The sequence below is a fragment of the Shewanella indica genome (assembly GCF_033842865.1).
In the GTDB taxonomy this organism is placed as follows: Bacteria; Pseudomonadota; Gammaproteobacteria; order Enterobacterales; family Shewanellaceae; genus Shewanella; species Shewanella indica.
The window spans coordinates 4,324,921-4,345,152 of the sequence record NZ_JAWXXR010000001.1; the positions used below are offsets into that span (position 1 = coordinate 4,324,921).

The 20,232-nt window shown below is 50.6% G+C and carries 23 protein-coding genes; 8 read left to right on the forward strand and 15 right to left on the reverse strand.

Features of this window, described 5'->3' with window-relative positions; all coding sequences use genetic code 11:
• Nucleotides 1–376: 376 nt before the first annotated feature.
• The 14 genes from SIL79_RS19335 to trmJ form a co-directional block, all read right to left on the reverse strand.
• Nucleotides 377–3,046, reverse strand: coding sequence for a TonB-dependent receptor (locus SIL79_RS19335; RefSeq protein WP_162206711.1), 2,670 nt, complete (start codon nt 3,044–3,046; stop codon nt 377–379).
• A 389-nt stretch (nt 3,047–3,435) separates the two neighbouring features.
• Nucleotides 3,436–3,867 (reverse strand): nucleoside-diphosphate kinase, encoded by a 432-nt coding sequence (gene ndk / locus SIL79_RS19340; protein ID WP_025011497.1) that lies wholly within the window; start codon nt 3,865–3,867, stop codon nt 3,436–3,438.
• Nucleotides 3,868–3,993: 126 nt separating this feature from the next.
• On the reverse strand, nt 3,994–4,161 hold the full coding sequence (locus tag SIL79_RS19345; RefSeq protein WP_162835833.1) for a hypothetical protein: 168 nt from the start codon (nt 4,159–4,161) through the stop codon (nt 3,994–3,996).
• Nucleotides 4,162–4,266: 105 nt separating this feature from the next.
• A complete protein-coding gene (gene iscX, locus SIL79_RS19350; protein ID WP_039033846.1) occupies nt 4,267–4,464 on the reverse strand; it encodes a Fe-S cluster assembly protein IscX in 198 nt (65 codons plus the stop codon).
• 91 nt (nt 4,465–4,555) lie between these two features.
• Nucleotides 4,556–5,455 carry a 30S ribosomal protein S6--L-glutamate ligase gene (gene rimK, locus SIL79_RS19355; protein WP_071476477.1) on the reverse strand — a complete coding sequence of 300 codons (900 nt, stop codon included), beginning with the start codon at nt 5,453–5,455 and terminating at the stop codon, nt 4,556–4,558.
• Between the two features lie 216 nt (nt 5,456–5,671).
• Entirely contained in the window at nt 5,672–6,007 is a 336-nt protein-coding gene (fdx, locus tag SIL79_RS19360; RefSeq protein ID WP_039033844.1) for an ISC system 2Fe-2S type ferredoxin, read from the reverse strand.
• Nucleotides 6,008–6,015: 8 nt separating this feature from the next.
• Nucleotides 6,016–7,878 carry a Fe-S protein assembly chaperone HscA gene (gene hscA / locus SIL79_RS19365; RefSeq protein WP_039033843.1) on the reverse strand — a complete coding sequence of 621 codons (1,863 nt, stop codon included), beginning with the start codon at nt 7,876–7,878 and terminating at the stop codon, nt 6,016–6,018.
• Nucleotides 7,879–7,961: 83 nt separating this feature from the next.
• Nucleotides 7,962–8,486, reverse strand: a complete 525-nt coding sequence (gene hscB / locus SIL79_RS19370; protein ID WP_039033842.1) for a co-chaperone HscB — start codon at nt 8,484–8,486, stop codon at nt 7,962–7,964.
• Between the two features lie 23 nt (nt 8,487–8,509).
• Nucleotides 8,510–8,833 carry an iron-sulfur cluster assembly protein IscA gene (gene iscA, locus SIL79_RS19375; RefSeq protein ID WP_025011492.1) on the reverse strand — a complete coding sequence of 108 codons (324 nt, stop codon included), beginning with the start codon at nt 8,831–8,833 and terminating at the stop codon, nt 8,510–8,512.
• 14 nt (nt 8,834–8,847) lie between these two features.
• Entirely contained in the window at nt 8,848–9,231 is a 384-nt protein-coding gene (gene iscU, locus SIL79_RS19380) for a Fe-S cluster assembly scaffold IscU (protein ID WP_039033841.1), read from the reverse strand.
• Nucleotides 9,232–9,263: 32 nt separating this feature from the next.
• Nucleotides 9,264–10,478: an IscS subfamily cysteine desulfurase gene (locus SIL79_RS19385; RefSeq protein ID WP_039033840.1), complete on the reverse strand. Its 1,215-nt coding sequence runs from the start codon at nt 10,476–10,478 to the stop codon at nt 9,264–9,266.
• 81 nt (nt 10,479–10,559) lie between these two features.
• The gene (iscR, locus tag SIL79_RS19390; RefSeq protein WP_025011489.1) at nt 10,560–11,021 is read right to left on the reverse strand and encodes a Fe-S cluster assembly transcriptional regulator IscR; all 462 of its coding nucleotides are present in this window, start codon (nt 11,019–11,021) and stop codon (nt 10,560–10,562) included.
• 197 nt (nt 11,022–11,218) lie between these two features.
• Nucleotides 11,219–12,040, reverse strand: a complete 822-nt coding sequence (gene cysE / locus SIL79_RS19395) for a serine O-acetyltransferase (protein WP_039033839.1) — start codon at nt 12,038–12,040, stop codon at nt 11,219–11,221.
• Nucleotides 12,041–12,054: 14 nt separating this feature from the next.
• Nucleotides 12,055–12,783, reverse strand: a complete 729-nt coding sequence (gene trmJ, locus SIL79_RS19400) for a tRNA (cytosine(32)/uridine(32)-2'-O)-methyltransferase TrmJ (protein WP_039033838.1) — start codon at nt 12,781–12,783, stop codon at nt 12,055–12,057.
• A gap of 150 nt (nt 12,784–12,933) precedes the next feature.
• Between trmJ and suhB the strand changes: the two genes are divergently transcribed.
• The 6 genes from suhB (at nt 12,934) to SIL79_RS19430 (ending at nt 17,374) form a co-directional block, all read left to right on the forward strand.
• Entirely contained in the window at nt 12,934–13,734 is an 801-nt protein-coding gene (suhB, locus tag SIL79_RS19405) for an inositol-1-monophosphatase (protein WP_039033837.1), read from the forward strand.
• Nucleotides 13,735–14,066: 332 nt separating this feature from the next.
• Nucleotides 14,067–15,233: an NnrS family protein gene (locus SIL79_RS19410; protein WP_162206715.1), complete on the forward strand. Its 1,167-nt coding sequence runs from the start codon at nt 14,067–14,069 to the stop codon at nt 15,231–15,233.
• 85 nt (nt 15,234–15,318) lie between these two features.
• Nucleotides 15,319–15,723, forward strand: a complete 405-nt coding sequence (locus SIL79_RS19415; protein ID WP_039033836.1) for a phosphate-starvation-inducible protein PsiE — start codon at nt 15,319–15,321, stop codon at nt 15,721–15,723.
• Nucleotides 15,724–15,993: 270 nt separating this feature from the next.
• On the forward strand, nt 15,994–16,296 hold the full coding sequence (locus tag SIL79_RS19420; protein WP_039033835.1) for a PilZ domain-containing protein: 303 nt from the start codon (nt 15,994–15,996) through the stop codon (nt 16,294–16,296).
• A gap of 72 nt (nt 16,297–16,368) precedes the next feature.
• Entirely contained in the window at nt 16,369–17,037 is a 669-nt protein-coding gene (locus SIL79_RS19425; RefSeq protein WP_039033834.1) for an AAA family ATPase, read from the forward strand.
• On the forward strand, nt 17,024–17,374 hold the full coding sequence (locus tag SIL79_RS19430; protein ID WP_039033833.1) for a replication protein RepA: 351 nt from the start codon (nt 17,024–17,026) through the stop codon (nt 17,372–17,374). The genes SIL79_RS19425 and SIL79_RS19430 overlap by 14 nt, the downstream gene beginning before the upstream one ends.
• On the opposite strand, the gene SIL79_RS19435 is transcribed toward SIL79_RS19430, so the two are convergent.
• Nucleotides 17,368–17,610, reverse strand: coding sequence for a YecH family metal-binding protein (locus tag SIL79_RS19435; RefSeq protein WP_071476478.1), 243 nt, complete (start codon nt 17,608–17,610; stop codon nt 17,368–17,370). The genes SIL79_RS19430 and SIL79_RS19435 overlap by 7 nt on opposite strands.
• A 121-nt stretch (nt 17,611–17,731) precedes the next feature.
• On the opposite strand from SIL79_RS19435, the gene SIL79_RS19440 reads away from it, so the two are divergent.
• A complete protein-coding gene (locus tag SIL79_RS19440) occupies nt 17,732–19,408 on the forward strand; it encodes a sensor histidine kinase (protein ID WP_039033831.1) in 1,677 nt (558 codons plus the stop codon).
• Entirely contained in the window at nt 19,405–20,115 is a 711-nt protein-coding gene (gene btsR / locus SIL79_RS19445; protein WP_039033830.1) for a two-component system response regulator BtsR, read from the forward strand. The genes SIL79_RS19440 and btsR overlap by 4 nt, the downstream gene beginning before the upstream one ends.
• Nucleotides 20,116–20,232: the final 117 nt, after the last annotated feature.

The following is a 20,232-nucleotide window of genomic DNA, read 5'->3' on the forward strand; positions in this document are numbered from 1 at the left end:
TGCTTACAATGATATTCCACAAATAAAACAATTTGGTCAACATTAAAAACCACCAAAACAACTAGGCAACAACAAATTGATACAAATAATTACACAGGCATTCACCCGCATTATATTTAATCAATAAAAATCAGCAAGATAGGTACAAAAAGGCCAAGCTGAAACATATTGATACCTAAGTATTTAAATAGTTAAAAATATTTCGCCAATGAAATAATTTGGCAGAACAAACAAAAATAACAAATTAATCGCCAAGAGAAAAACATAACAATAAAACAACATATGAGTTAAAATGTATCAAATATAGTCCTTATTTACTAAAAACAGGCATAAAAAAACCGGCTTAAACTAAGCCGGTTTTTAAATTTAAATATGATTAGAAGGTAAACTCTACCCCTGCATAATATTCACGTCCGATAACGTTATAATAGGCTCTTGGGTAATGAGGCCAGCTGGACTGGGTGTAATCGATCTCTGGGCCTGAATCAAACAGGTTGTTGATACCTGCCGAAACCTTGAGATTGTCATAGATAAAGTAACTGGCAGCCAGGTTGACTTCCACATGACTGTCAACTTTCACTGAGTACTCGCTATCTAAGCCATTTTCCACAAAGTAGTCCATCCGCTCACCGTTCATGCTGTCAATATACTTGAACAGAATGTTGGTGGAGAAGTCGTTATAAGACCATCCCAGGTTCAGGTTGGCACGCAGCTGAGGCGCAGAGCCTTCACCATCGATAAGATCCAGCTCTTCGGAATCCGGAGTCAGCTTTTCCTTCCAACGAGTCAGGTAAGTCCCTTCCAGGCGGCTGCTGAATTCACCATAGATCTCGGTTTCATAGCGATAGCCCAGAGAGAAGTCGATACCGGCAGTCTCACGGGAAGACATATTCATCGCCTGTGTGTTCACTTTCAGCAACTTACCATTGCTGTCGCGTTCAATCTTGTCGGCAAAGGCATCGGCGTGATCCAAAATGTATTGTGCACTTGGGTCATTCACCAGATTATCGATTTCAACCATCCAGTAATCTACCGTCAGATTGATACCTTCGTAGTCCCAAACCAGACCCAGGTTGTAGTTTTTACCCTCTTCGGCTTCCAATTCTGGGTTGGCACCGATGGCAATAGGTAAAGACTCAATCTTGTCACATTCCTTATAGGCTTCACAGCGCGGAGTATCGATAACTGTGCTGTAGCCAGTGGTGGGATCGCCAAACAAACGCTGCATATCCGGGGCACGGAAAGTCTCGGCATACAAAGCACGCAGCATCAGGCTGTCGATAGGACGGTACTCCAGTGACACTTGCGGAGTAAACTGGCCACCAACATCAGACTCATCATCATAGTAGTCATAACGTCCGGCCAATGTCATGGTCAACTGATCCAAGAGTGGCAAAGCCAGCTCGGCATAGGCAGCATACTGCTCACGTTCACCTTCGGCGCTGCTGCCCCCCTTGCCTATAACGCCACCGTTGGAGGTGAAGCTGTCAGACTTATCGTAGAACCACTCCTTGCTGTACTCAAGGCCCACAGCGTAAGCGGCTGTACCACCGGCCAGTTCGAACGCATCGCCATTAATGCCGGCACTAAAGCTGGACAGAGTAGATTGTCCCTTCTTGTTACCTTCGTAGTTCAGCAGCGCCGCATCTTCAGGAGAGATCACATCCATCAAAGACTTGCCGTTTTCACCTGAGGTCAGATAGTCAAACATAGCCTGATGAGTCGGCGAGCCTGAGCTGCGGGATTCCACAGTCTGACGCGCAATAGACCAGGAAGTATCATACTCGATACTGTCGGTCAAAAAGCCTTTGGCACCTATGATGAAAGAGAAATTATTGGTTTCAAAGTCAGAGGTACGTGGCCCCAGCTCACTCATGCGGCGAGTGTAGAAGTAGTCGCCATCTGCAGCATTGGCAAAGTCACCGCCGAATGCGGTGTCCTTGTTGAAGGTCTGGGACATACCCTTGTCTTTATTGGCAATGGTTACACTGTCGCCGGCCACATTGAACATGAAGTCATTGCCCACTGTCGCAGACTCAATCTCGGTAAAGGTCGAGGAATGAGTGTAATCGATGCGGGAATACAGCTGATGATCCGCATTCAGCTCCTTGGTGAGGTTGATCATGGTGGAGTAACGCTTCTGCTCCGGCAGGAAATCCCGCTGCTTGGAGCGGTCGAAACCACAGCGACCATTTTCCATCACCACATAACCACGGGCCTCACACTCGGCCGGTGACAAGGTCTTTTCCAGTGCAGTTTTGTTGTTGCCAAGATCCTGCACCAGGTTGGCGCCGTAGGAGCTGTAACCCGAGTATGGCTGACCTTCGACAATATCTGTGCCCCACTCTGGGCGATCTGTTCCTTTCAGCGCGGTTCTGTCTTCATATTCGGCAAAGAAAGTCAGGTTAGCCGTATCACTGCTGACACCTGTCATAAAGGAGAACTGGTTGTTACGCAGGCCACCTTCATCCGTATCGGAGAAACGATACTTGAAGGTGGTCTGTTCAACATCTTTCTTAAGAATGATGTTGATAACCCCACCCATGGCATCTGAGCCATAAATCGCCGAAGCACCCGTAGTCAGGATTTCGATACGCTCAATCGCGCCCAGTGGGATATTGGCAGTATCCACGAAGCTGTCGGTACCACCGGCACCAAACGGATACTTGGGCACCCGCTTACCGTTGATCAGGGTCAATACCCGACCGGCCCCCACGCCACGCAGGTTGACCGATGATGCGGCAGGGGTAAAACCATGGACTTCCTGCTGGGTCATGGAACCGCCGGAGTTTTGTGACAGGTTACCCAGCACATCCTGAACCGAGTTGAAGCCACCTTTTTCAATATCAGCAGCGCTCATTACTACTATAGGGGATGCATTCTCCATATCGGTGCGTTTAATACGGGAACCCGTGACTTCGATACGTTCAACTTGTTCAGTGGCCTGAGCCTCATCGGCGGCGTAAGCCATTGTAGGGATTGATGTGGAAACAAAAGCAAACAGACTAAAGCGGATAGCCTTAGCGACAGCAGTCTGCGTTGACATATTCTCATTCCTTTTACAAAGCACGGTGGCAGGGAGGGAACACCGTGTTCTTATTCTATGTAATACTCAGCCCCCCAAACGAGAAACATACCAATAACAGCAACATTATCAATCACTTAAATGATAACAATTTGTTTATACTTGGTTTAATTTGTAAAACACGAGCATCTTATCAATTAAGATCTAATGATATTTTTACCGAATCCATGCCGGGTCCCGGGAATTTGCATCATTTTGTATCGATACAAACCTGTTACAAAGATTATTTTTTAACCTGTTGTTAGAGCGACGCTTTTAATAAAAAATGCGATATAGATCGCATTTTCAATTCATACAAAAATCAAACAAAAAGGGAGCCAATTGGCTCCCTTTTGTCTATTTGCTGTTAATTAACGCGTGCGAGGACACAGCTCATCGGCAGCAAAGAAGTAAGCGATTTCACGCTCGGCTGAAGCCAGCGCGTCAGAACCGTGAACAGCGTTCTCATCGATGCTGTCAGCGAAGTCAGCGCGCAGGGTACCACGGGCGGCTTCAGCTGGGTTGGTCGCACCCATGATTTCGCGGTTGGCCAGAACGGCGTTTTCACCTTCCAGAACCTGAACCATGATAGGACCAGAAGTCATGAAAGAAACCAGAGCACCAAAGAAAGGACGCTCGCTGTGCTCAGCGTAGAAACCTTCGGCTTGTTCTTTGGTCAGGTGAACCATTTTGGCGGCAACAATTTTCAGGCCGGCAGTTTCAAAACGGTTGTAGATAGCACCGATGTGGTTCTTGGCTACCGCATCAGGCTTAATGATAGAAAAAGTACGTTCGATCGCCATGACTAGATTCCTTAATCAGCGAGTTTAAAAATTCGCGCGGATTATACGAAATAATCGCGTCAAATCCTAATCTTATCTGGTCAGCCCTTCAGTAAAAGCTGTGATACAAGCCAGGCGATTCTCGGCTCAGTGCCTATGCTTGAGCCACAAATAGCCGGCGCCGAGACCAATAAGCAACAGCAACAAAGGCATAAACGGCGGGAAATGATGAAAAAAACCTATGCCACCGTGCCCCGAATGTGCCAGCACGGCCGGGGCAAATAATCCAAAACTACAGGCGAAAATACGTGTCATGACTCATCTCCGGAAAAACAGGGATCAACAATTTATTAACCAAATAACTATAGATGACTCGTGATGGTGATAATTTGACCGAGATCTGTTTTCCGCCAGAGAGTGTTACTTTTCCTCTATCCAGCATTGCTGCACGGCTTCGAGAATTTTCTCACTGCAGCGTTTGGGATCATCATCGAAGGCTTCCAACGCCAATATCCACTCGTAAAGTTCAGGAAAATGCAGTTGCTGTGGATCCACATCAGGATGCGCTTCCAGCAGCTCCAAAGCCAAGTCCAATGAATCTATCCACTTGAGCCCCATGGTTACTCCTGCTTCTGGTAAGTACTGACTTTGAGTATAGCGCCGCAGAAGAAGGCTTTATAGCTTTGATTAATACTTTCCATCGGTGAAATCAGGCTTCACTGGGCGCCTTACTCTTACGCTTCTGCTTGGCAATAAACTCTATGATGGCGCCGGCAACATCTTTGCCGGTAGCGGCTTCAATCCCTTCGAGTCCAGGGGATGAATTGACCTCCATCACCACGGGGCCGTGGTTGGAACGCAAAATATCCACGCCTGCGACATTCAGCCCCATGGTTTTGGCGGCGCGCACCGCGATTGAACGCTCCTCAGGGGATAACTTCACCAAGGTTGCCGTGCCGCCCCTGTGCAGGTTGGAGCGAAACTCTCCCGGCAGAGCCTGGCGTTTCATGGCAGCAATTACCTTGTCGCCGAGTACAAAACAGCGGATATCGGCTCCTTGAGCCTCTTTGATATATTCCTGCACCATGATGTTGGCCTTAAGGCCCATAAAGGCCTCAATCACGCTCTCGGCGGCCTTGCGGGTTTCGGCCAGTACCACCCCTATACCTTGAGTACCTTCCAAGAGTTTAATCACCAAGGGTGCGCCACCGACCATATCAATAAGGTCCGGAATATCGCTGGGCTTATTGGCAAAACCTGTCACCGGCAGCCCTATGCCTTTGCGGGACAGTAACTGCATGGAGCGCAGCTTATCCCTCGAGCGAGAGATCCCCATGGAACTATTGAGTGTATAGGTCGACATCATTTCGAACTGACGCACTACAGCCGTACCGTAGAAGGTAATGCCGGCGCCTATCCTCGGGATCACCGCATCGAAGGACGGCAATTCAACGCCCCCGATATGGATACTGGACTGCTGCATGCTGATATTCATGTAGCATTCCAGCGGATTGATCACCTGCACCTGATAACCCCGTTCTTGGGCAGCCTCCACCAAACGGCGCGTGGAATATAAGGTTTTGTTCTGTGACAAAATTGCAATCTGCATCCCGGTCAGTATCCCGAAGAGTGAAAAAGACAGCGCATCATACGCCTGCCGTATTGGAAATCAATCTCTGCATGCCAAGCATAGCAATAAAAAACCGGCCACTTGGGGCCGGTTCTCAAAAGATGTCAGCACTTAGGGAAGATGCCTTGAACGCCAATTGCTGTGCAAGCCACTCTCTACAAAAGAGAAGGCCACAAGGACTTGTTCGGACCTTCCTTAGCCCTCACTGACCATGTTGACTGTGTATTTAGGGATTTCGACCACCATATCGGTTTCAACCACCTTGGCCTGACAAGACAGACGGCTTTCGGGCTCCAGGCCCCAGGCCTTGTCCAGCATGTCGTCTTCCAGATCATCGCTGGGTTCGAGATCATCGAAACCTTCACGCACTATCACATGGCAGGTGGTACAGGCACAGGATTTCTCACAGGCATGCTCTATGTTGATGCCGTTTTTCAGCGCGACATCCAAAATGGATTCACCCACCTCTGCCTCAACCACTGCGCCCTCTGGACACAGTTCTTCATGGGGCAAAAATACTATCTGTGGCATAGTCTCACCTATATGTTATCGACCGACTGACCCTTCAGTGCGGTCCGAATCGAATTGTCCATGCGTCTGGCGGCAAACTCCTGGGTCTGCGCATCCACCGCTTCTATCGCCGCCTTGATGGCATCAACATCACCATTGGCGGCAGTTTCATTCAAGTCAGCCATAGCGCTGTCAACCAGAGCACGTTCCTCTTGGCTGAGAAGTTCGCCATCTTTAGCCAGCGCCGAGTGCAGCGATTCCAGCACTCTGGCCGCTTCCACTCGCTGCTCTGTGAGCATTCTCAGCTCAATATCCTCTTTGGCATTCTGCATCGAGTCTTTAAGCATTCCGGCAATTTCAGTATCACTCAGGCCGAAGGAAGGCTTAACCTGGATGCTGGACTGCACCCCGGTAGACTTCTCCATGGCAGTGACGCTGAGTAAACCATCGGCATCGACCTGGAAGGTCACCCGAATATGCGCCGCGCCGGCGGCCAATGGTGGAATGCCCTTGAGAGTAAAGCGTGCCAGAGAGCGGCAATCGGCCACCAGCTCACGTTCACCTTGCACCACATGAAACGCCATGGCGCTCTGACCGTCTTTAAAGGTGGTAAATTCCTGGGCTCTGGCCACCGGAATGGTGGTGTTACGCGGGATCACTTTCTCCACCAAACCGCCCATGGTTTCAATGCCGAGCGACAGCGGGATCACATCCAGCAGCAAGAGATCCGAGTCAGGCTTGTTACCCACCAGAATATCGGCCTGTACCGCAGCGCCTATGGCGACCACGCGATCCGGGTCAATAGACGTCAGCGGCGTCTTACCAAAGAAGTCACCGACCATTTCCCGCACCAGCGGCACCCGGGTAGAGCCACCAACCATCACGGTTTCCAGCACCTCGTCGGCATCCACTCCGGCGTCACGCAAAGCCTTGCGGCAACCTTGAATGGTTTTCTTCACCAGCGTGTTTATCAACTGGTCAAACTCACTGCGACTCACTTCGGCTTCACGCTCACTACCGTCTTGCAGTGTCAGCTTAGCAATAGTGCTGTCGCTATCGGTCAGCGCTTCTTTTACCCGCCGGGCTTCCATCAGCAACTGCCGTGCTTCCTGGCTGGAAAGCGACTCCAGCGCCATGCGTTCACGCAGTAAGCCTTGCAGCAGTTCATCAAAGTCATCACCACCCAGACGCGAGTCGCCGCCGGTCGCCAAGACTTCAAATACGCCGCGGTTGAGACGCAAAATAGAAATATCAAAGGTGCCGCCGCCCAAGTCATAGACAGCAATAACGCCTTCCTGACCCGAGTCCAGACCATAGGCGATGGCGGCCGCCGTCGGCTCATTGAGCAGGCGTAACACCTTAATGCCAAGCAAGGCTGCCGCATCTTTGGTTCCCTGACGCTGGGCATCATCAAAATAAGCAGGCACTGTGATAACCACGCCTTCCAATGGTCCACCCAGAGTGGACTCGGCGCGGGCAATCAAGGGGCGCAATACCTCGGCAGACACCTGAACCGGATTTATTTTACCTGTGCGGGTGACAAACAATGGCAGGCCGTTTTCACTGGCCTCAAAATGATAGGGGAAAGCTTGCTCACCGCTTTGTACATCGGCCAAAGAACGGCCCATGAAGCGCTTCACCGACACTATGGTGTTTTCAGGATCCTTGGCCGAATCGGCCAGGGCATCGTGACCTACTCGGACGCCCTGCTCGCCATAGTGCACCACAGATGGCAATGAATGCCGACCTTGCTCGTCGGCCAGTGTACTGGTCTCGCCGCTGCGAACCGCAGCAACCAGGGAGTTGGTGGTACCCAAGTCTATCCCGGCGGCTAATCTGTGTTGATGAGGAGCGGCCATTTGGCCGGGTTCAGCAATCTGCAAAAGTGCCATAGTCTTCCATCTTGTGTTTAAAAAGTTGGCTCAATCAGAAATTGAGCCAACCGTAGGAATATGCTTTAAGGCCGAAAGCGAATTCAGTCGAACAGCGCATCCTGGGCCCGCTGCAGTTCATCCTGCAATTTTGCCATAAACTTCAACTTACGGACTTGATCTGCCGCGGCAATTGCGTCGGCCTCTGTGGAACTGTGAAGTTGGTTGCGCAGCAGCTCAGTCACCTGCTTACGATAAGCCGCGAATGAAGCATCGAGTTCATCAATATCACTCTGGGCATCAGCGCCCTGACCAATTTCCTCCAGCGCTTCACGCCATTCCATCTGCTGCATCAAAAAGGCGGTGTCTTTAACCGTAGTGGTTTCGTGACTGATATCTACACCTTTGAGCGCCAACATATGTTCGGCTCGACGGATAGGATCTTTCAGGGTCTGAAAGGCGTCGTTGATCTGGGCAGTGCGGGAAATGGCCAACAGCTTTTGCTGTTCACTGGCGTTGGCAAACTTGTCGGGATGCACCGCCCGCTGCAAATCGCGATAGCGACTGGCCAGCTCGGCGGTGTCCACATCAAAGGAGGGAGTTAAATCAAACAGCTCGAAATAATTCATATACTCTCAGGCGGCGGTGGAACTCAAACCGTGAAGCTCTCACCGCAACCACACTCACCTTTGGCGTTAGGGTTATTGAATTTAAAGCCTTCGTTGAGTCCTTCCTTGACAAAGTCCAGCTCGATCCCCTGAAGATAGATGAAGCTCTTGGCATCTATGATGATGTTAACACCATCTATGTTGTATACCTCATCATCTTCATTGAGTTCGTCGACAAATTCCAGAACGTAAGCCATCCCGCTGCAGCCTGAAGTTTTGAGCCCCAAACGCAAACCTATACCTTTTCCTCTGTTGCTGAGGAAGGCACGGACACGCTCGGCGGCGGCAGGCGTCATAGTAATAGCCATCTTAACTCCTGGCGTTATTTAGCTTGCTTGGACTTGTACTCTTCCAGAGCCGCCTTGATGGCGTCTTCGGCCAGAATCGAACAGTGGATTTTCACAGGTGGCAGAGCCAACTCTTCTGCAATATCCGTGTTCTTGATGGCGGCCGCTTCCTCAATGGACTTGCCTTTAACCCATTCAGTCACCAAGGAGCTTGATGCGATGGCGCTGCCACAGCCATAAGTCTTGAAGCGAGCATCTTCAATAATGCCCTGTTCATCAATCTTGAGCTGCAGCTTCATCACGTCACCACAGGCGGGCGCACCCACCATACCTGTTACTACGGATGGGTCGTTCTTGTCGAAAGAACCTACGTTACGCGGGTTCTCGTAATGATCTATCACTTTTTCACTGTAAGCCATGATACTGCTCCAAATTCATCTATCCGCGGGGATCAGTGGTGTGCCCACTGCACCTGGTTGAGGTCCACACCATCTTTGAACATTTCCCAAAGTGGTGACATTTCTCTCAGTTTGCCAATAGAGTTTCTAATGGTTTCGATTGCGTAGTCGATCTCTTCCTCGGAAGTGAAACGACCGATGGAGAAACGGATTGAGCTGTGCGCCATCTCGTCATTCAGTCCCAGGGCACGCAGCACATAGCTGGGTTCAAGACTGGCAGAAGTACAGGCCGAGCCGGAAGATACGGCCAAGTCCTTGAGCGCCATCATCAGCGACTCGCCTTCCACATAGTTAAAGCTGACGTTCAAGCTGCCACAGGCACGCTGCTCCATATCACCATTGAGATAGGTTTCTTCAATATCTTTGATACCGTTCCACAGCTTGTCGCGCAGATAGCGAATACGTTCGTTATCTTTTTCCATATCGGCTTTGGCAATGGCTGCTGCTTCGCCCATACCCACAATTTGGTGAGTCGCCAGGGTGCCGCTGCGCATACCACGCTCATGACCACCGCCGTGCATCTGTGCTTCCAGACGAATACGAGGCTTACGGCGCACATACAGGGCACCTATGCCTTTGGGGCCATACATCTTGTGACCCGAGATAGACATGAGGTCGACCTTGGTCTTTTGAATATCGATAGGCAGTTTACCGGCACTCTGGGCAGCATCCACATGGAAGATGATGCCTTTGCTACGGCACAGTTCGCCGATGGCATCGATATCGTGGATCACACCAATCTCGTTGTTGACATGCATGATGCTGACAAGAATGGTGTCGTCACGCATGGCCGCTTCCAGGCGCTCCATGGGAATAATGCCGTTGGCTGCAGGCTCCAGATAAGTGACCTCGAAACCTTCACGCTCCAACTGACGACAAGTATCCAGTACTGCCTTGTGCTCAGTCTTGCTGGTGATGATGTGTTTACCCTTCTTCTGGTAGAAGTGGGCAACACCTTTGATAGCCAGGTTGTCAGATTCGGTGGCACCTGAAGTAAACACAATTTCACGGGGATCGGCATTGATCAACTCCGCGACTTGGTTACGGGCGATATCCACTGCTTCTTCGGCCTGCCAGCCGTAGCGGTGTGAACGGGATGCGGGGTTACCGAATACACCGTCCATTGTCATGTACTGTACCATTTTGTCTGCAACCCGGGGGTCTACAGGCGTTGTTGCGGCATAATCCAAATAGATAGGAAGCTTCATTACACACTCCGTACTTCGCAGTCTCGGCCGAGGCTACATACAACGTACATTATTCGTTTTTATATCCAACAGAGGATCAGCTCAAGCGCTGACTCTCTGCTCCTGCTGCATCTTGTCTTGCTTTACCGAGATAAACTGTACATCTCGTTTCTGCATCAGTGCAGCAAGGCTGATGCCATTTAAAAAGTCAGAAATCTGTTTGCTCAGGTCACCCCAGAGCGAATGCGTCAGACAGCGGGTGCCACTTTGGCAATTCCCCTGGCCTTGACAGCGGGTGGCATCGACAGATTCATCTACCGCATGTACCACCATGCCCACCGAGATGTCATTGGCTTCCAGTCCGAGGCGATAACCACCACCGGGACCGCGCACACTGGCAACCAAGCCCTGCTTTCTCAGTTTGGCAAAGAGTTGTTCTAGATAAGAAAGGGAAATCCCCTGGCGCTCGGAAATATCTGCCAGCGGTACCGGCCCCTGCGCCGAATGTATGGCCACGTCCAGCATGGCTGTCACTGCGTAGCGACCCTTAGATGTAAGTTTCATAAAACGACCACGGCTCCCAAACAGGTATGTGGGAATTTCAACATACCCGAGCAATTTAGTCAAGTATAAATCCTACTTGTTTACTCGGGTATTGTGGTTCATAAATCAGGTTGAATACCCTGTCTGCTTGGTGGGGTATTTAACCTTTTTCGCCACGATTATTCAATGGCAAAAGCCGATAAAATGGTCATCGAGTATCAGATAATGGGATCAAACTCATCCATTGACTGTTGACGCTTTTGTGCCGCAGCAGTTTCGGCATCACTGAACTCGCCCACATCCAACTCAGGCAGACGTTCAGTACAGACACTACCGCCCATTTTCTGAACCGCCTGACAAACTTCCTGTACTTTGGAGTCCATCAAATGCATATGATCCAGCATCTGGCCTATGGCATTGGCAACAGGGTCTGGATTATCGGGAGAAACGGCGTAGGCATCAAAACCGTACTTCTTGGCCATGGCACTGCGGCGGGCACTGGTTTCCTTGGATTGAGCCGATGCAACAGTGACGGCCCGGCCAGGAATGCCCACAACGGTAGTGTCCTTGGGCACATCTTTAACCACCACAGAGTTGGAACCAACACGAGCCCCATCATGCATAGTAATGGGGCCAAGCACCTTGGCTCCTGCGCCTATAACCACGTTATTGCCCAAGGTCGGATGACGTTTGCCGGCTTGCCAGGTGGTGCCCCCCAGAGTCACCCCGTGATAAAGAGTGCAGTCATCACCAATTTCGGCTGTTTCGCCAATCACGACTCCCATGCCATGGTCAATAAAAAATCGCCTACCTATGGTTGCGCCCGGGTGTATTTCCACCCCGGTAAGCCAACGGGAAAAAGTAGACAGACAGCGCGCCAGAAAACACCAATTGGCCTTCCACAGTTTATGGCTGATACGATGCAGCCAAATGGCCTGCATTCCCGGATAGTTGAGCAATATCTCCAATGTGCCCCGCGCCGCAGGATCCCTGTGATAAATGGATCCTATGTCCTCTTTCAGTCTGGCTATCACACCCATCTTGATTCCTCGGATTACTCTTCTTTACTGTCGACCTTTTTTTCTACCGATGTCAGGATCCCGCGCAGTATATTCATCTCCTGCGTTTCGATTCTGGCCCGGGTAAACAGGCGCCTCAGCTTAATCATCACCTGTCCCGGATGATTCTTAATGATAAAGCCGGTTTTTTGCAGTGTCCGTTCCAGATGTTCAAAAAAGCGCTCATGATCTTCACTGCTGGGATACTCGACCAGCTCCTGCTCGGCTTGTTGATGTTTCTCCAACCAGGCCACCCGCGTTTCATAGCAGATAAGCTGCACCGCCTGAGCCAGGTTGAGTGAGCTGTATTCCGGGTTGGCGGGGATACACACATGATAGTGGCATTTTTGCAACTCTTCGTTGCTCAAGCCATGGCTTTCACGGCCAAAGACAATAGCGACAGGCCCCTGGCAACTTTCAAGCGCCAATTTGCTGCCCGCCTCACGGGGTTCAAGCACGGGCCAGTCGAGTGTGCGACTGCGGGCACTGGTGGCAATCACCAGACTGCAGTCTTTAATTGCCTCTTCCAGGCTGTCGACTTTGACCAGATGTTTGAGAATATCAGAGGCGCCGGCGGCAAGCGCTATGGACTGACCGTCTGGTTCAGCTTTTGGCTCCGCTAGATAAAGGTTGGATAATCCCATTGTTTTCATGGCCCTGGCCACAGAACCTATATTGCCGGGATGCGTGGTACCTACCAGGACGACACGAATATTGGAGAGCATGGAACAACTTCAAAAATAAAAAATCAGGAGGCGGATGGTACCACAGGCATATTTTTTTGCTTATAGAAAAATCGCCATTTGATATCGGCGTCAACTAGGGTATAATCTGCGCCGAATTTTTGTCCGTTCTTTAACATCCAGGGGATTGCAATGCATCCGATGCTGACTATTGCCGTGCGCGCTGCTCGCGCTGCGGGCCAAACTATTATGCGTGCCTACACCGAACTCGACCGTATTGAAGTCGATGCCAAAGGTGTCAACGATTTTGTGACCAGTGTAGACAAGGAAGCAGAAGCAGCAATTATCTATCAGATCCGCAAGTCCTATCCAGACCACAGTATAGTGGGTGAGGAAAATGGCGAAAACCGCGGCACCAACCAAGATTATCTGTGGATTGTTGATCCTCTGGACGGCACCAATAACTTTGTTAATGGTGTACCTCACTTCGCCGTTTCTATCGCCATGCAGTACAAGGGCAAAACTGAAGTTGCCGTTGTTTATGATCCCGTTCGCGATGAACTGTTTAGCGCCGTCCGCGGTAAAGGGGCCAAGCTGAATGATTTCCGTCTGCGAGTAAACAATGTCAACGATCTGGGTGGAAGCCTGGTTGCCACTGGATTCCCTTTCAAGGCCCGTCAGCACACCGAAACTTATATGAAACTGTTTGGCGAAGCTTTCTCTCTGAGTGCCGACTTACGCCGCGCCGGCTCTGCCGCTCTGGATCTGGCTTATGTAGCCGCCGGTCGTGTAGACGCCTTCTTCGAACTGGGCCTCAAGCCTTGGGATATCGCCGCCGGCGATCTGATTGTTCGTGAAGCCGGTGGTACAGTTACCGACTTCAGTGGCGGTCACAACTACCTGCTCTCCGGCCACATAGTTGCCGGTGCGCCTAAAGCCACCAGCCTGCTGGTCAAACGCTTCCGTCCTCTGTTGAGCGACGCTCTGAAGTAAGTTATTAAGCAAGGTGCTTAATTAAATAGAGAAAACCGCCTTATGGCGGTTTTTTTTATACCTGGGTGCCGCGAAAGTGAAGCCAACCTCAGTCCATTCGCCCCTTGCTTGATGCAATCAAGATTTGCTCAAACCGGGATTAATCAATAAGGCGTTGGACGAGCCAAGCCGAAATAACCAAGGATGAGTATCTTCCCCCTACCCTTCAAGCAGATAACTCTTTGGATGTATTTACATGCATTTACATTACACCTTAAAATACCCGAGTATTTTGTTTGGGTATTTGAGGCAAGACTATGAGCAAATCCGGCACTCGCAACATCCGAGGCAGCATCCTCAACATCGATGAACCGGTCAACAAGCAGTTTCCGCTGGCGCTCTTTCGTTTGGGCTTCAGGCCTTTTTTTCTCGGCGCCAGCCTGTTCGGCTTGTTGTCGCTCTTGCTTTGGGGAGCCTTGCTCAGTGGTCAAACCCAACTGACGTTCCACGCCAATCCCCTGTGGTGGCATGGTCACGAAATGTTATTCGGTTTCACCGGCGCTGTTATCGCGGGCTTTTTGTTAACAGCAGTTCAAAACTGGACAGGGATCCCCGGCATAAGAGGCTGGCCTTTACTGCTGCTCTGGTGTCTATGGCTGGCTCCCAGACTACTCTTGCTCGATGCCGACACAATTCCTTTTACCTGGGTCATGCTGCTGGATCTGGCCTTCTTCCCGATCACGGCGCTACTACTCGGTTTAGCCGTTATTCGAGTCAAACAGTGGCGTAACCTGGTGTTTGTGCCGCTGCTGCTGTTGCTCTTCGGCGCCAACGTCCTCTCTTATCTCGGCCTTGAACAGCCAGGGTTGGCACAAAAGGCACTGCAGGCCGCAGCCTTGTTGATCGTTATTCTGATGGCCCTGCTCGGCGGCAGGGTGATCCCCTTCTTTACCGAACGCGCCACAGATTTCAAGCGCGGGGCGCCAAGCCCTGTACTCGAGGCACTTAGCTTCGCCTCTTTGATTCTCATGCTGATCAGCTTGTTTTTACCCTATTCCTGGTTGACACAAACATTGGCCTTGCTGGCTGGCACAGTACTGTTGTTGCGCTGGGCACGCTGGGGCTGGCATGCCAGCCTCAAGGTACCACTGCTATGGTCACTGCATTTAAGTTACCTGTGTATTCCGATAGGACTGCTGATTATTGGTGTCAGCGGCCAGATGATGTTGGGGTTTCATGCTCTGACCGTTGGCGGTATGGGTGGAATGATCTTGGCTATGATGGCAAGGGTATCTCTGGGGCATTCCGGCAGACCATTGCAGATTGCCTGGCCTATGATCCCCGCCTTTGGCTTAATGTTACTGGCTGCAGCCTTGAGGGTCGCGGCAGCCATTGTGCCTCAGCTAAGTCAAATCTTACTTATGGGCGCGATTCTCTGCTGGCTATTGGCATTTACCACTTTTATAGTGCTTTACGCGCCAATTCTTTGCCGAGCGAGGTTGGATGGCCGCCCCGGTTAAAGGTTCTGTGAAAGCTATCACACAGATTTCGCGGCGAACTGGAAATTTACTGATACTATTTAGGAAATGATTTCAGGGAGTTTTCATGGAACTGTATCGCCAATACGGCTCTAAGAGCCTTAAAGCCGTCGAACATCTGGTCTTGTTTGTTATTGCCATTGCCACAGTCGTCGCCATTGGCCAGGAGATAGTGCATATCTTCAAAATGGGCGCTGTGGCCCTTGCCGATCTACTGCTGCTATTTATTTATCTGGAAGTGCTGGCTATGGTGGCCAATTATGCCGAATCCGGCAAGTTACCTGTGCGTATGCCACTCTATATCGCAATAGTAGCTTTGGCCCGTTATCTCATCCTGGACATGAAATCGATGGAAGACTGGCGCATAGTGGCCATTTCAATCTCAACCTTGGTACTTGCCGCAACCGTGATAGTGATCCGCTGGGGACAGTTAAAAATGCCCTACCCCAAGAATCAAGAGTATGACAACTAACTGGAACCCGGCAGACGCCGGGTTCTTTTTTATCTGCTCTTTAGAACTGACCCTAGCTATCGACAAATCTATGCTATTTTTAAAACACTTACCCCATTTACATAGGGTTTGATTCTCACATCGATAATGAAAATGTATGGTGCAAATACGCTAAATCAGAGTTGTCAGGACACATGTCCAGAGCCGTTTCCGCATCCACAGCCTCGAGAGACTCAAACCTAGTAAATATGGGATAACGGCCTACTATCCATTGAACTTAAGGGGACTGCCATGGATGAAAATCTGGATGACTTTATCGAAAGACGCAGATCATTGCGGGTCGATCTGGAGGCGGAGCGGATCAGGCTTCATTGGATAAATAAAGCGGGTGATGAACTCAATGACGATGGCATCTGTATCGATCTGTCCAGACGGGGAGTTCTGTTTGAATACCATCAGCCCTTTACCTTGGGAGAACTGGTATCTGTAACCTTCCATGCAGGAACCGATTCACAAAATACCATCAAGGGACAGGTGTGCCGTTGCAGCGAAATCAACCCAAAGCGTTTTCACATCGCCATGCAACTTATCTAGACCCCGACGTAGTATCCGGGGTGTTCTATACTTTACATCAACTTAAGTACCAAGGACACGGGGAGAAAATCCATGATACTGCTCGTAGGCGGAGAGAAAGGGGGTAGTGGCAAGAGCTGTCTGGCCCAAAATCTGGCTGTACACATTACCCAGAAATATCGGGCCAACGTGTTAATGGTCGACTGTGACCCCCAGCGCACCACATCCGACTGGATCCAGGCCCGCAACAATGACCCTTCCCTGCCTGCGATCAACTGTATCCAGCTCTACGGCAAGATCCGTAACGATCTCCTGAGCCTGGATGAACGCTTCGACTATGTGATAGTCGACTGCGGTGGCCAGGATAACCTGGCAATGCGGGCCGCCATGTCGGTGGCCAGTTATGTGGTGATCCCTTTGAGACCCAAGCGGCGTGATTTAAAAACCTTGCCCCATATGGAAGATATGCTCAGCACCTGTAAGATGGTCAACCCCAAGATGGTGGCAACAATAGTGTTGACTCAATGTCCGGCGCTGCCTTCACAGTTCAAACGCATTCTGGAAGCGAAAGATGTAGTAAAGTCGTTCGGTCTGAGGGCGCTGGACTCGGTCACTTTTAGCCGCAATATCTATGATGACAGTGAAGAAAAAGGCTCCTCGGTCATCGAAATTGAGCCCGATGGAAAAGCCGCCGAGGAGATACGCAATATTGCCGACGAGCTGTTATCCATCCCGCCGGAAAACTCTTATGAGCTTAACTGATCTCAAACGTCACAAGATCAAACCCAAGGCCAAAAAGGTCTCTGTCGACGATTTCATCGAAGATGCCAATAACTACGCCCATGGAAAACCCAGTCGCTTAGGTGGGAGCTCTTTGGCCAAATCTCGAACGGGACTGGATAAAAAATCAACCCGTCTCTATCGCCATGCAACTTTTACCCTGACTGAAGCCAGCATTAGTCAACTGGACAACATTGCCCGCAAGACTGGTATTGCCAAGTCCAAACTGCTGCGTATCTTCATTCGTAACTTTCACAGTCTAAGCGACAAAGCCCAAGCCGAAATGATTGCCAAAGATCAGGCGAATGAAACTCAGTGACGACAAATTTTGCTCTCAAGGGTGCTCAGCCCCTGAGATGATTCGATAAATTTACCCTTGGCGGCCAGAAAGTTGAGCAAAGCCTCTGCGTCCATTCCCTCGGCGCTGCAGGTATGATAGCGGGCGTCTCTACCGAAACGCTCCTGCATCAAAGCCTTGAGATCGTCCCGTTTAATGGGAGCGGTTTGTTCCAGCAACAACTGCAACACCTGATGGCCATGTACCGACGAATTCATGTATCCTCCACAAAACTATGAGTCGCAGTCGATTTTTAACGGATTTTGCTGCAGTATTCCCTGATTTAACGCAACTTGTTTGTCGTTTTGGCGGTTGTTTGCTTGTGCAAGAGGAGTTGTCATGTCCCTTATTCTATTGCTTACACAGCAGATGAGCCTGTATTTGGTGATCGTTTATCTGGTCAGCAAGACCCCTTTGTTCAAGTTGTTTACCGAAGCATCGACCCGCCTGCCCCATAAGATCTTTCTCTATCTGGTGTTTTCCGGCTTTTGCATCATGGCAACCTATTTCGGTGAGCAAACCCATGGCGCTATCGCCAATACCCGCGCCATGGGTGCAGTACTCGGTGGCCTGCTCGGTGGCCCAACGACGGGTTTGCTGGTCGGCTTGACCGGCGGCTTACACAGATACAGTCTCGGTGGATTCACCGATCTGGCCTGCGCGGTTTCCACTACCTTGGAAGGTTTATCGGCCGGGATGTTCAGCTATTATCTGCGCCGTCAAGGCAAGGCCGAGTTGGTATTCAATCCCATTCTGGTGTGTCTTATCACCTTTTATGCCGAGATGATGCAGATGAGCATTATCTTGCTGCTGGCTGAACCCTTTGATGAAGCTTGGGGGCTGGTGCGTCAAATAGCTCCGCCCATGTTGCTGGTCAACTCCATAGGTGCGGCCCTGTTTATGAGCATGGTACGGGATCAAAAAACCATGTTCGATAAGCTCTCCTCCAGCTTTTCCACCAAGGCGCTGAAAATTGCCGAACGCAGTGTGGGGCTCTTGAGCTCCGGCTTCAACGAGGAAACCAGTACTCAGGTTGCCAAGATAGTCATAGAGGAAACCAATGTCGGCGCAGTGGCCATCACGGACAGGGAAAAACTCCTGGCCTTTATCGGCATAGGTGCCGACCACCACTTGCCCGGCACCTTGATATCGTCCCAAATAACCCTGGATGCCATACACCAGAACAAGGTTATGTTTGCCGATGGGGTGGAAGTTCCCTATGCCTGTTCCATTTCCCCCAACTGTAAACTGGGTTCCAGTTTGGTGATCCCACTTCGCAGTGACAACGAGGTCATAGGCACCATTAAACTGTATGAACCCAAGAATAAGCTGTTTCTCAACATCAACCGCACCTTGGGAGAAGGGATCGCCCGCCTGCTGTCGAACCAGATTCTCTACGGCCGTTTCGAGCAGCAACAAAACCTGCTCACCCAGGCGGAACTCAAACTGTTGCAGGCTCAGGTTAACCCACATTTTCTGTTCAACGCGCTCAATACCATAGGTGCCATCATACGTCGCGATCCGCCCATGGCCAGAACCTTGCTACAACAGCTGAGTCAGTTTTTACGGATTAACCTCAAGCGTACTGCCGGCCTGGTGACCCTGGGAGATGAACTCGAGCATATCGAAGCCTATCTCACCATAGAAAAAGCCCGCTTCATTGATAAGCTCGAGGTGGATATCGCCATACCCGAATCTCTGCTGACCATCAGAGTACCGGCCTTTACCCTGCAGCCCATCATAGAAAATGCTGTCAAACATGGCACTTCGCATCTGATAGACACTGGCCGTATTCAGGTAGAAGGCCGCCGCACAGATGACAGACTCATACTGGAAGTCACCGACAATGCAGGGCTTTATCAACCCGCCGAAGAATCCGATGGCCTGGGGATGAATCTGGTGCATAAAAGAATACAAAATCTCTTCGGCCCCGATTATGGCGTCAGTGTCGAATATCAACGTGACAGTTACACTAGAGTCAGCATACATCTACCTATAACGGAAACAGCCCTGTGATCACTTGTCTTATTGTCGATGACGAACCTTTTGCCCGTGAAGAGTTGGCCGAGCTGCTGCTTCAGGCCGGCGACATTGAAATTCTCGGTCAATGTGGCAACGCCATTGAGGCCATGCAGGCGATAGCCAAGCTCAAGCCTCAGTTACTGTTCCTGGATATTCAAATGCCGAGGATCAGTGGCATGGAGCTTATCGCCATGCTGGATCCCGACAATATGCCCAGAGTGGTATTTGTTACTGCCTACGATGAATTTGCCGTCAAGGCCTTCGATAACCATGCCTTCGACTATCTGCTCAAACCCTTGGATGAGAAGCGCCTCAGTCAGACCCTGGATAAGCTGCGCCGGGATCTCAGACCTCAGTCGCTGTCAGCCATAGCACCGCAACAACTGGAACACCTTCCTTGTTTCAGCGGCAACCGTCTCAAGGTGATCCCGGTCACTGAGGTAGAGTTTGTCTTCAGCGATCTCGGTGGAGTGCATGTTGCGACCGCCAGAGAAAAGGTTCATACCCAGTTAACACTGAAACTGCTGGAAGAAAAAACCCCGCTGCTCAGATGTCATCGCCAGTATCTGGTGGCCCCCAAGGCCATTGCCGAAATAGAACTGCTGGAAACAGGCGCCGAAGTCACCACTCGCAGCGGCGCCAAGATCCCGGTATCTAGGCGCTTTCTCAAGCCACTGAAGCAGCTGTTTGGTTATCAGTAAAGCACAAGCTAACAACCGCTCAGCGGCCTAGATAACCGCTCACCCCCGACTTTTGACCGCTGACCCAGTTCCCGCTGGGCCTTGTAACCAAAGTGTTTACAATTGCGTCAACTCAAA

Excerpts from the sequence above, each read along its gene's own strand:
- ndk (WP_025011497.1), bottom strand. The coding sequence starts at position 3,867 with ATGGCGATCGAACGTACTTTTTCTATCATTAAGCCTGATGCGGTAGCC.
- SIL79_RS19385 (WP_039033840.1), bottom strand. The coding sequence starts at position 10,478 with ATGAAGCTTCCTATCTATTTGGATTATGCCGCAACAACGCCTGTAGAC.
- SIL79_RS19420 (WP_039033835.1), top strand. The coding sequence starts at position 15,994 with ATGGATGAAAATCTGGATGACTTTATCGAAAGACGCAGATCATTGCGG.
- iscU (WP_039033841.1), bottom strand. The coding sequence starts at position 9,231 with ATGGCTTACAGTGAAAAAGTGATAGATCATTACGAGAACCCGCGTAAC.
- rimK (WP_071476477.1), bottom strand. The coding sequence starts at position 5,455 with ATGCAGATTGCAATTTTGTCACAGAACAAAACCTTATATTCCACGCGC.
- hscA (WP_039033843.1), bottom strand. The coding sequence starts at position 7,878 with ATGGCACTTTTGCAGATTGCTGAACCCGGCCAAATGGCCGCTCCTCAT.
- hscB (WP_039033842.1), bottom strand. The coding sequence starts at position 8,486 with ATGAATTATTTCGAGCTGTTTGATTTAACTCCCTCCTTTGATGTGGAC.
- SIL79_RS19440 (WP_039033831.1), top strand. The coding sequence starts at position 17,732 with ATGTCCCTTATTCTATTGCTTACACAGCAGATGAGCCTGTATTTGGTG.
- iscR (WP_025011489.1), bottom strand. The coding sequence starts at position 11,021 with ATGAAACTTACATCTAAGGGTCGCTACGCAGTGACAGCCATGCTGGAC.
- iscA (WP_025011492.1), bottom strand. The coding sequence starts at position 8,833 with ATGGCTATTACTATGACGCCTGCCGCCGCCGAGCGTGTCCGTGCCTTC.
- SIL79_RS19345 (WP_162835833.1), bottom strand. The coding sequence starts at position 4,161 with ATGACACGTATTTTCGCCTGTAGTTTTGGATTATTTGCCCCGGCCGTG.
- SIL79_RS19335 (WP_162206711.1), bottom strand. The coding sequence starts at position 3,046 with ATGTCAACGCAGACTGCTGTCGCTAAGGCTATCCGCTTTAGTCTGTTT.
- SIL79_RS19435 (WP_071476478.1), bottom strand. The coding sequence starts at position 17,610 with ATGAATTCGTCGGTACATGGCCATCAGGTGTTGCAGTTGTTGCTGGAA.
- SIL79_RS19425 (WP_039033834.1), top strand. The coding sequence starts at position 16,369 with ATGATACTGCTCGTAGGCGGAGAGAAAGGGGGTAGTGGCAAGAGCTGT.
- fdx (WP_039033844.1), bottom strand. The coding sequence starts at position 6,007 with ATGCCACAGATAGTATTTTTGCCCCATGAAGAACTGTGTCCAGAGGGC.
- SIL79_RS19415 (WP_039033836.1), top strand. The coding sequence starts at position 15,319 with ATGGAACTGTATCGCCAATACGGCTCTAAGAGCCTTAAAGCCGTCGAA.
- SIL79_RS19430 (WP_039033833.1), top strand. The coding sequence starts at position 17,024 with ATGAGCTTAACTGATCTCAAACGTCACAAGATCAAACCCAAGGCCAAA.
- trmJ (WP_039033838.1), bottom strand. The coding sequence starts at position 12,783 with ATGCTCTCCAATATTCGTGTCGTCCTGGTAGGTACCACGCATCCCGGC.
- cysE (WP_039033839.1), bottom strand. The coding sequence starts at position 12,040 with ATGGGTGTGATAGCCAGACTGAAAGAGGACATAGGATCCATTTATCAC.
- suhB (WP_039033837.1), top strand. The coding sequence starts at position 12,934 with ATGCATCCGATGCTGACTATTGCCGTGCGCGCTGCTCGCGCTGCGGGC.
- iscX (WP_039033846.1), bottom strand. The coding sequence starts at position 4,464 with ATGGGGCTCAAGTGGATAGATTCATTGGACTTGGCTTTGGAGCTGCTG.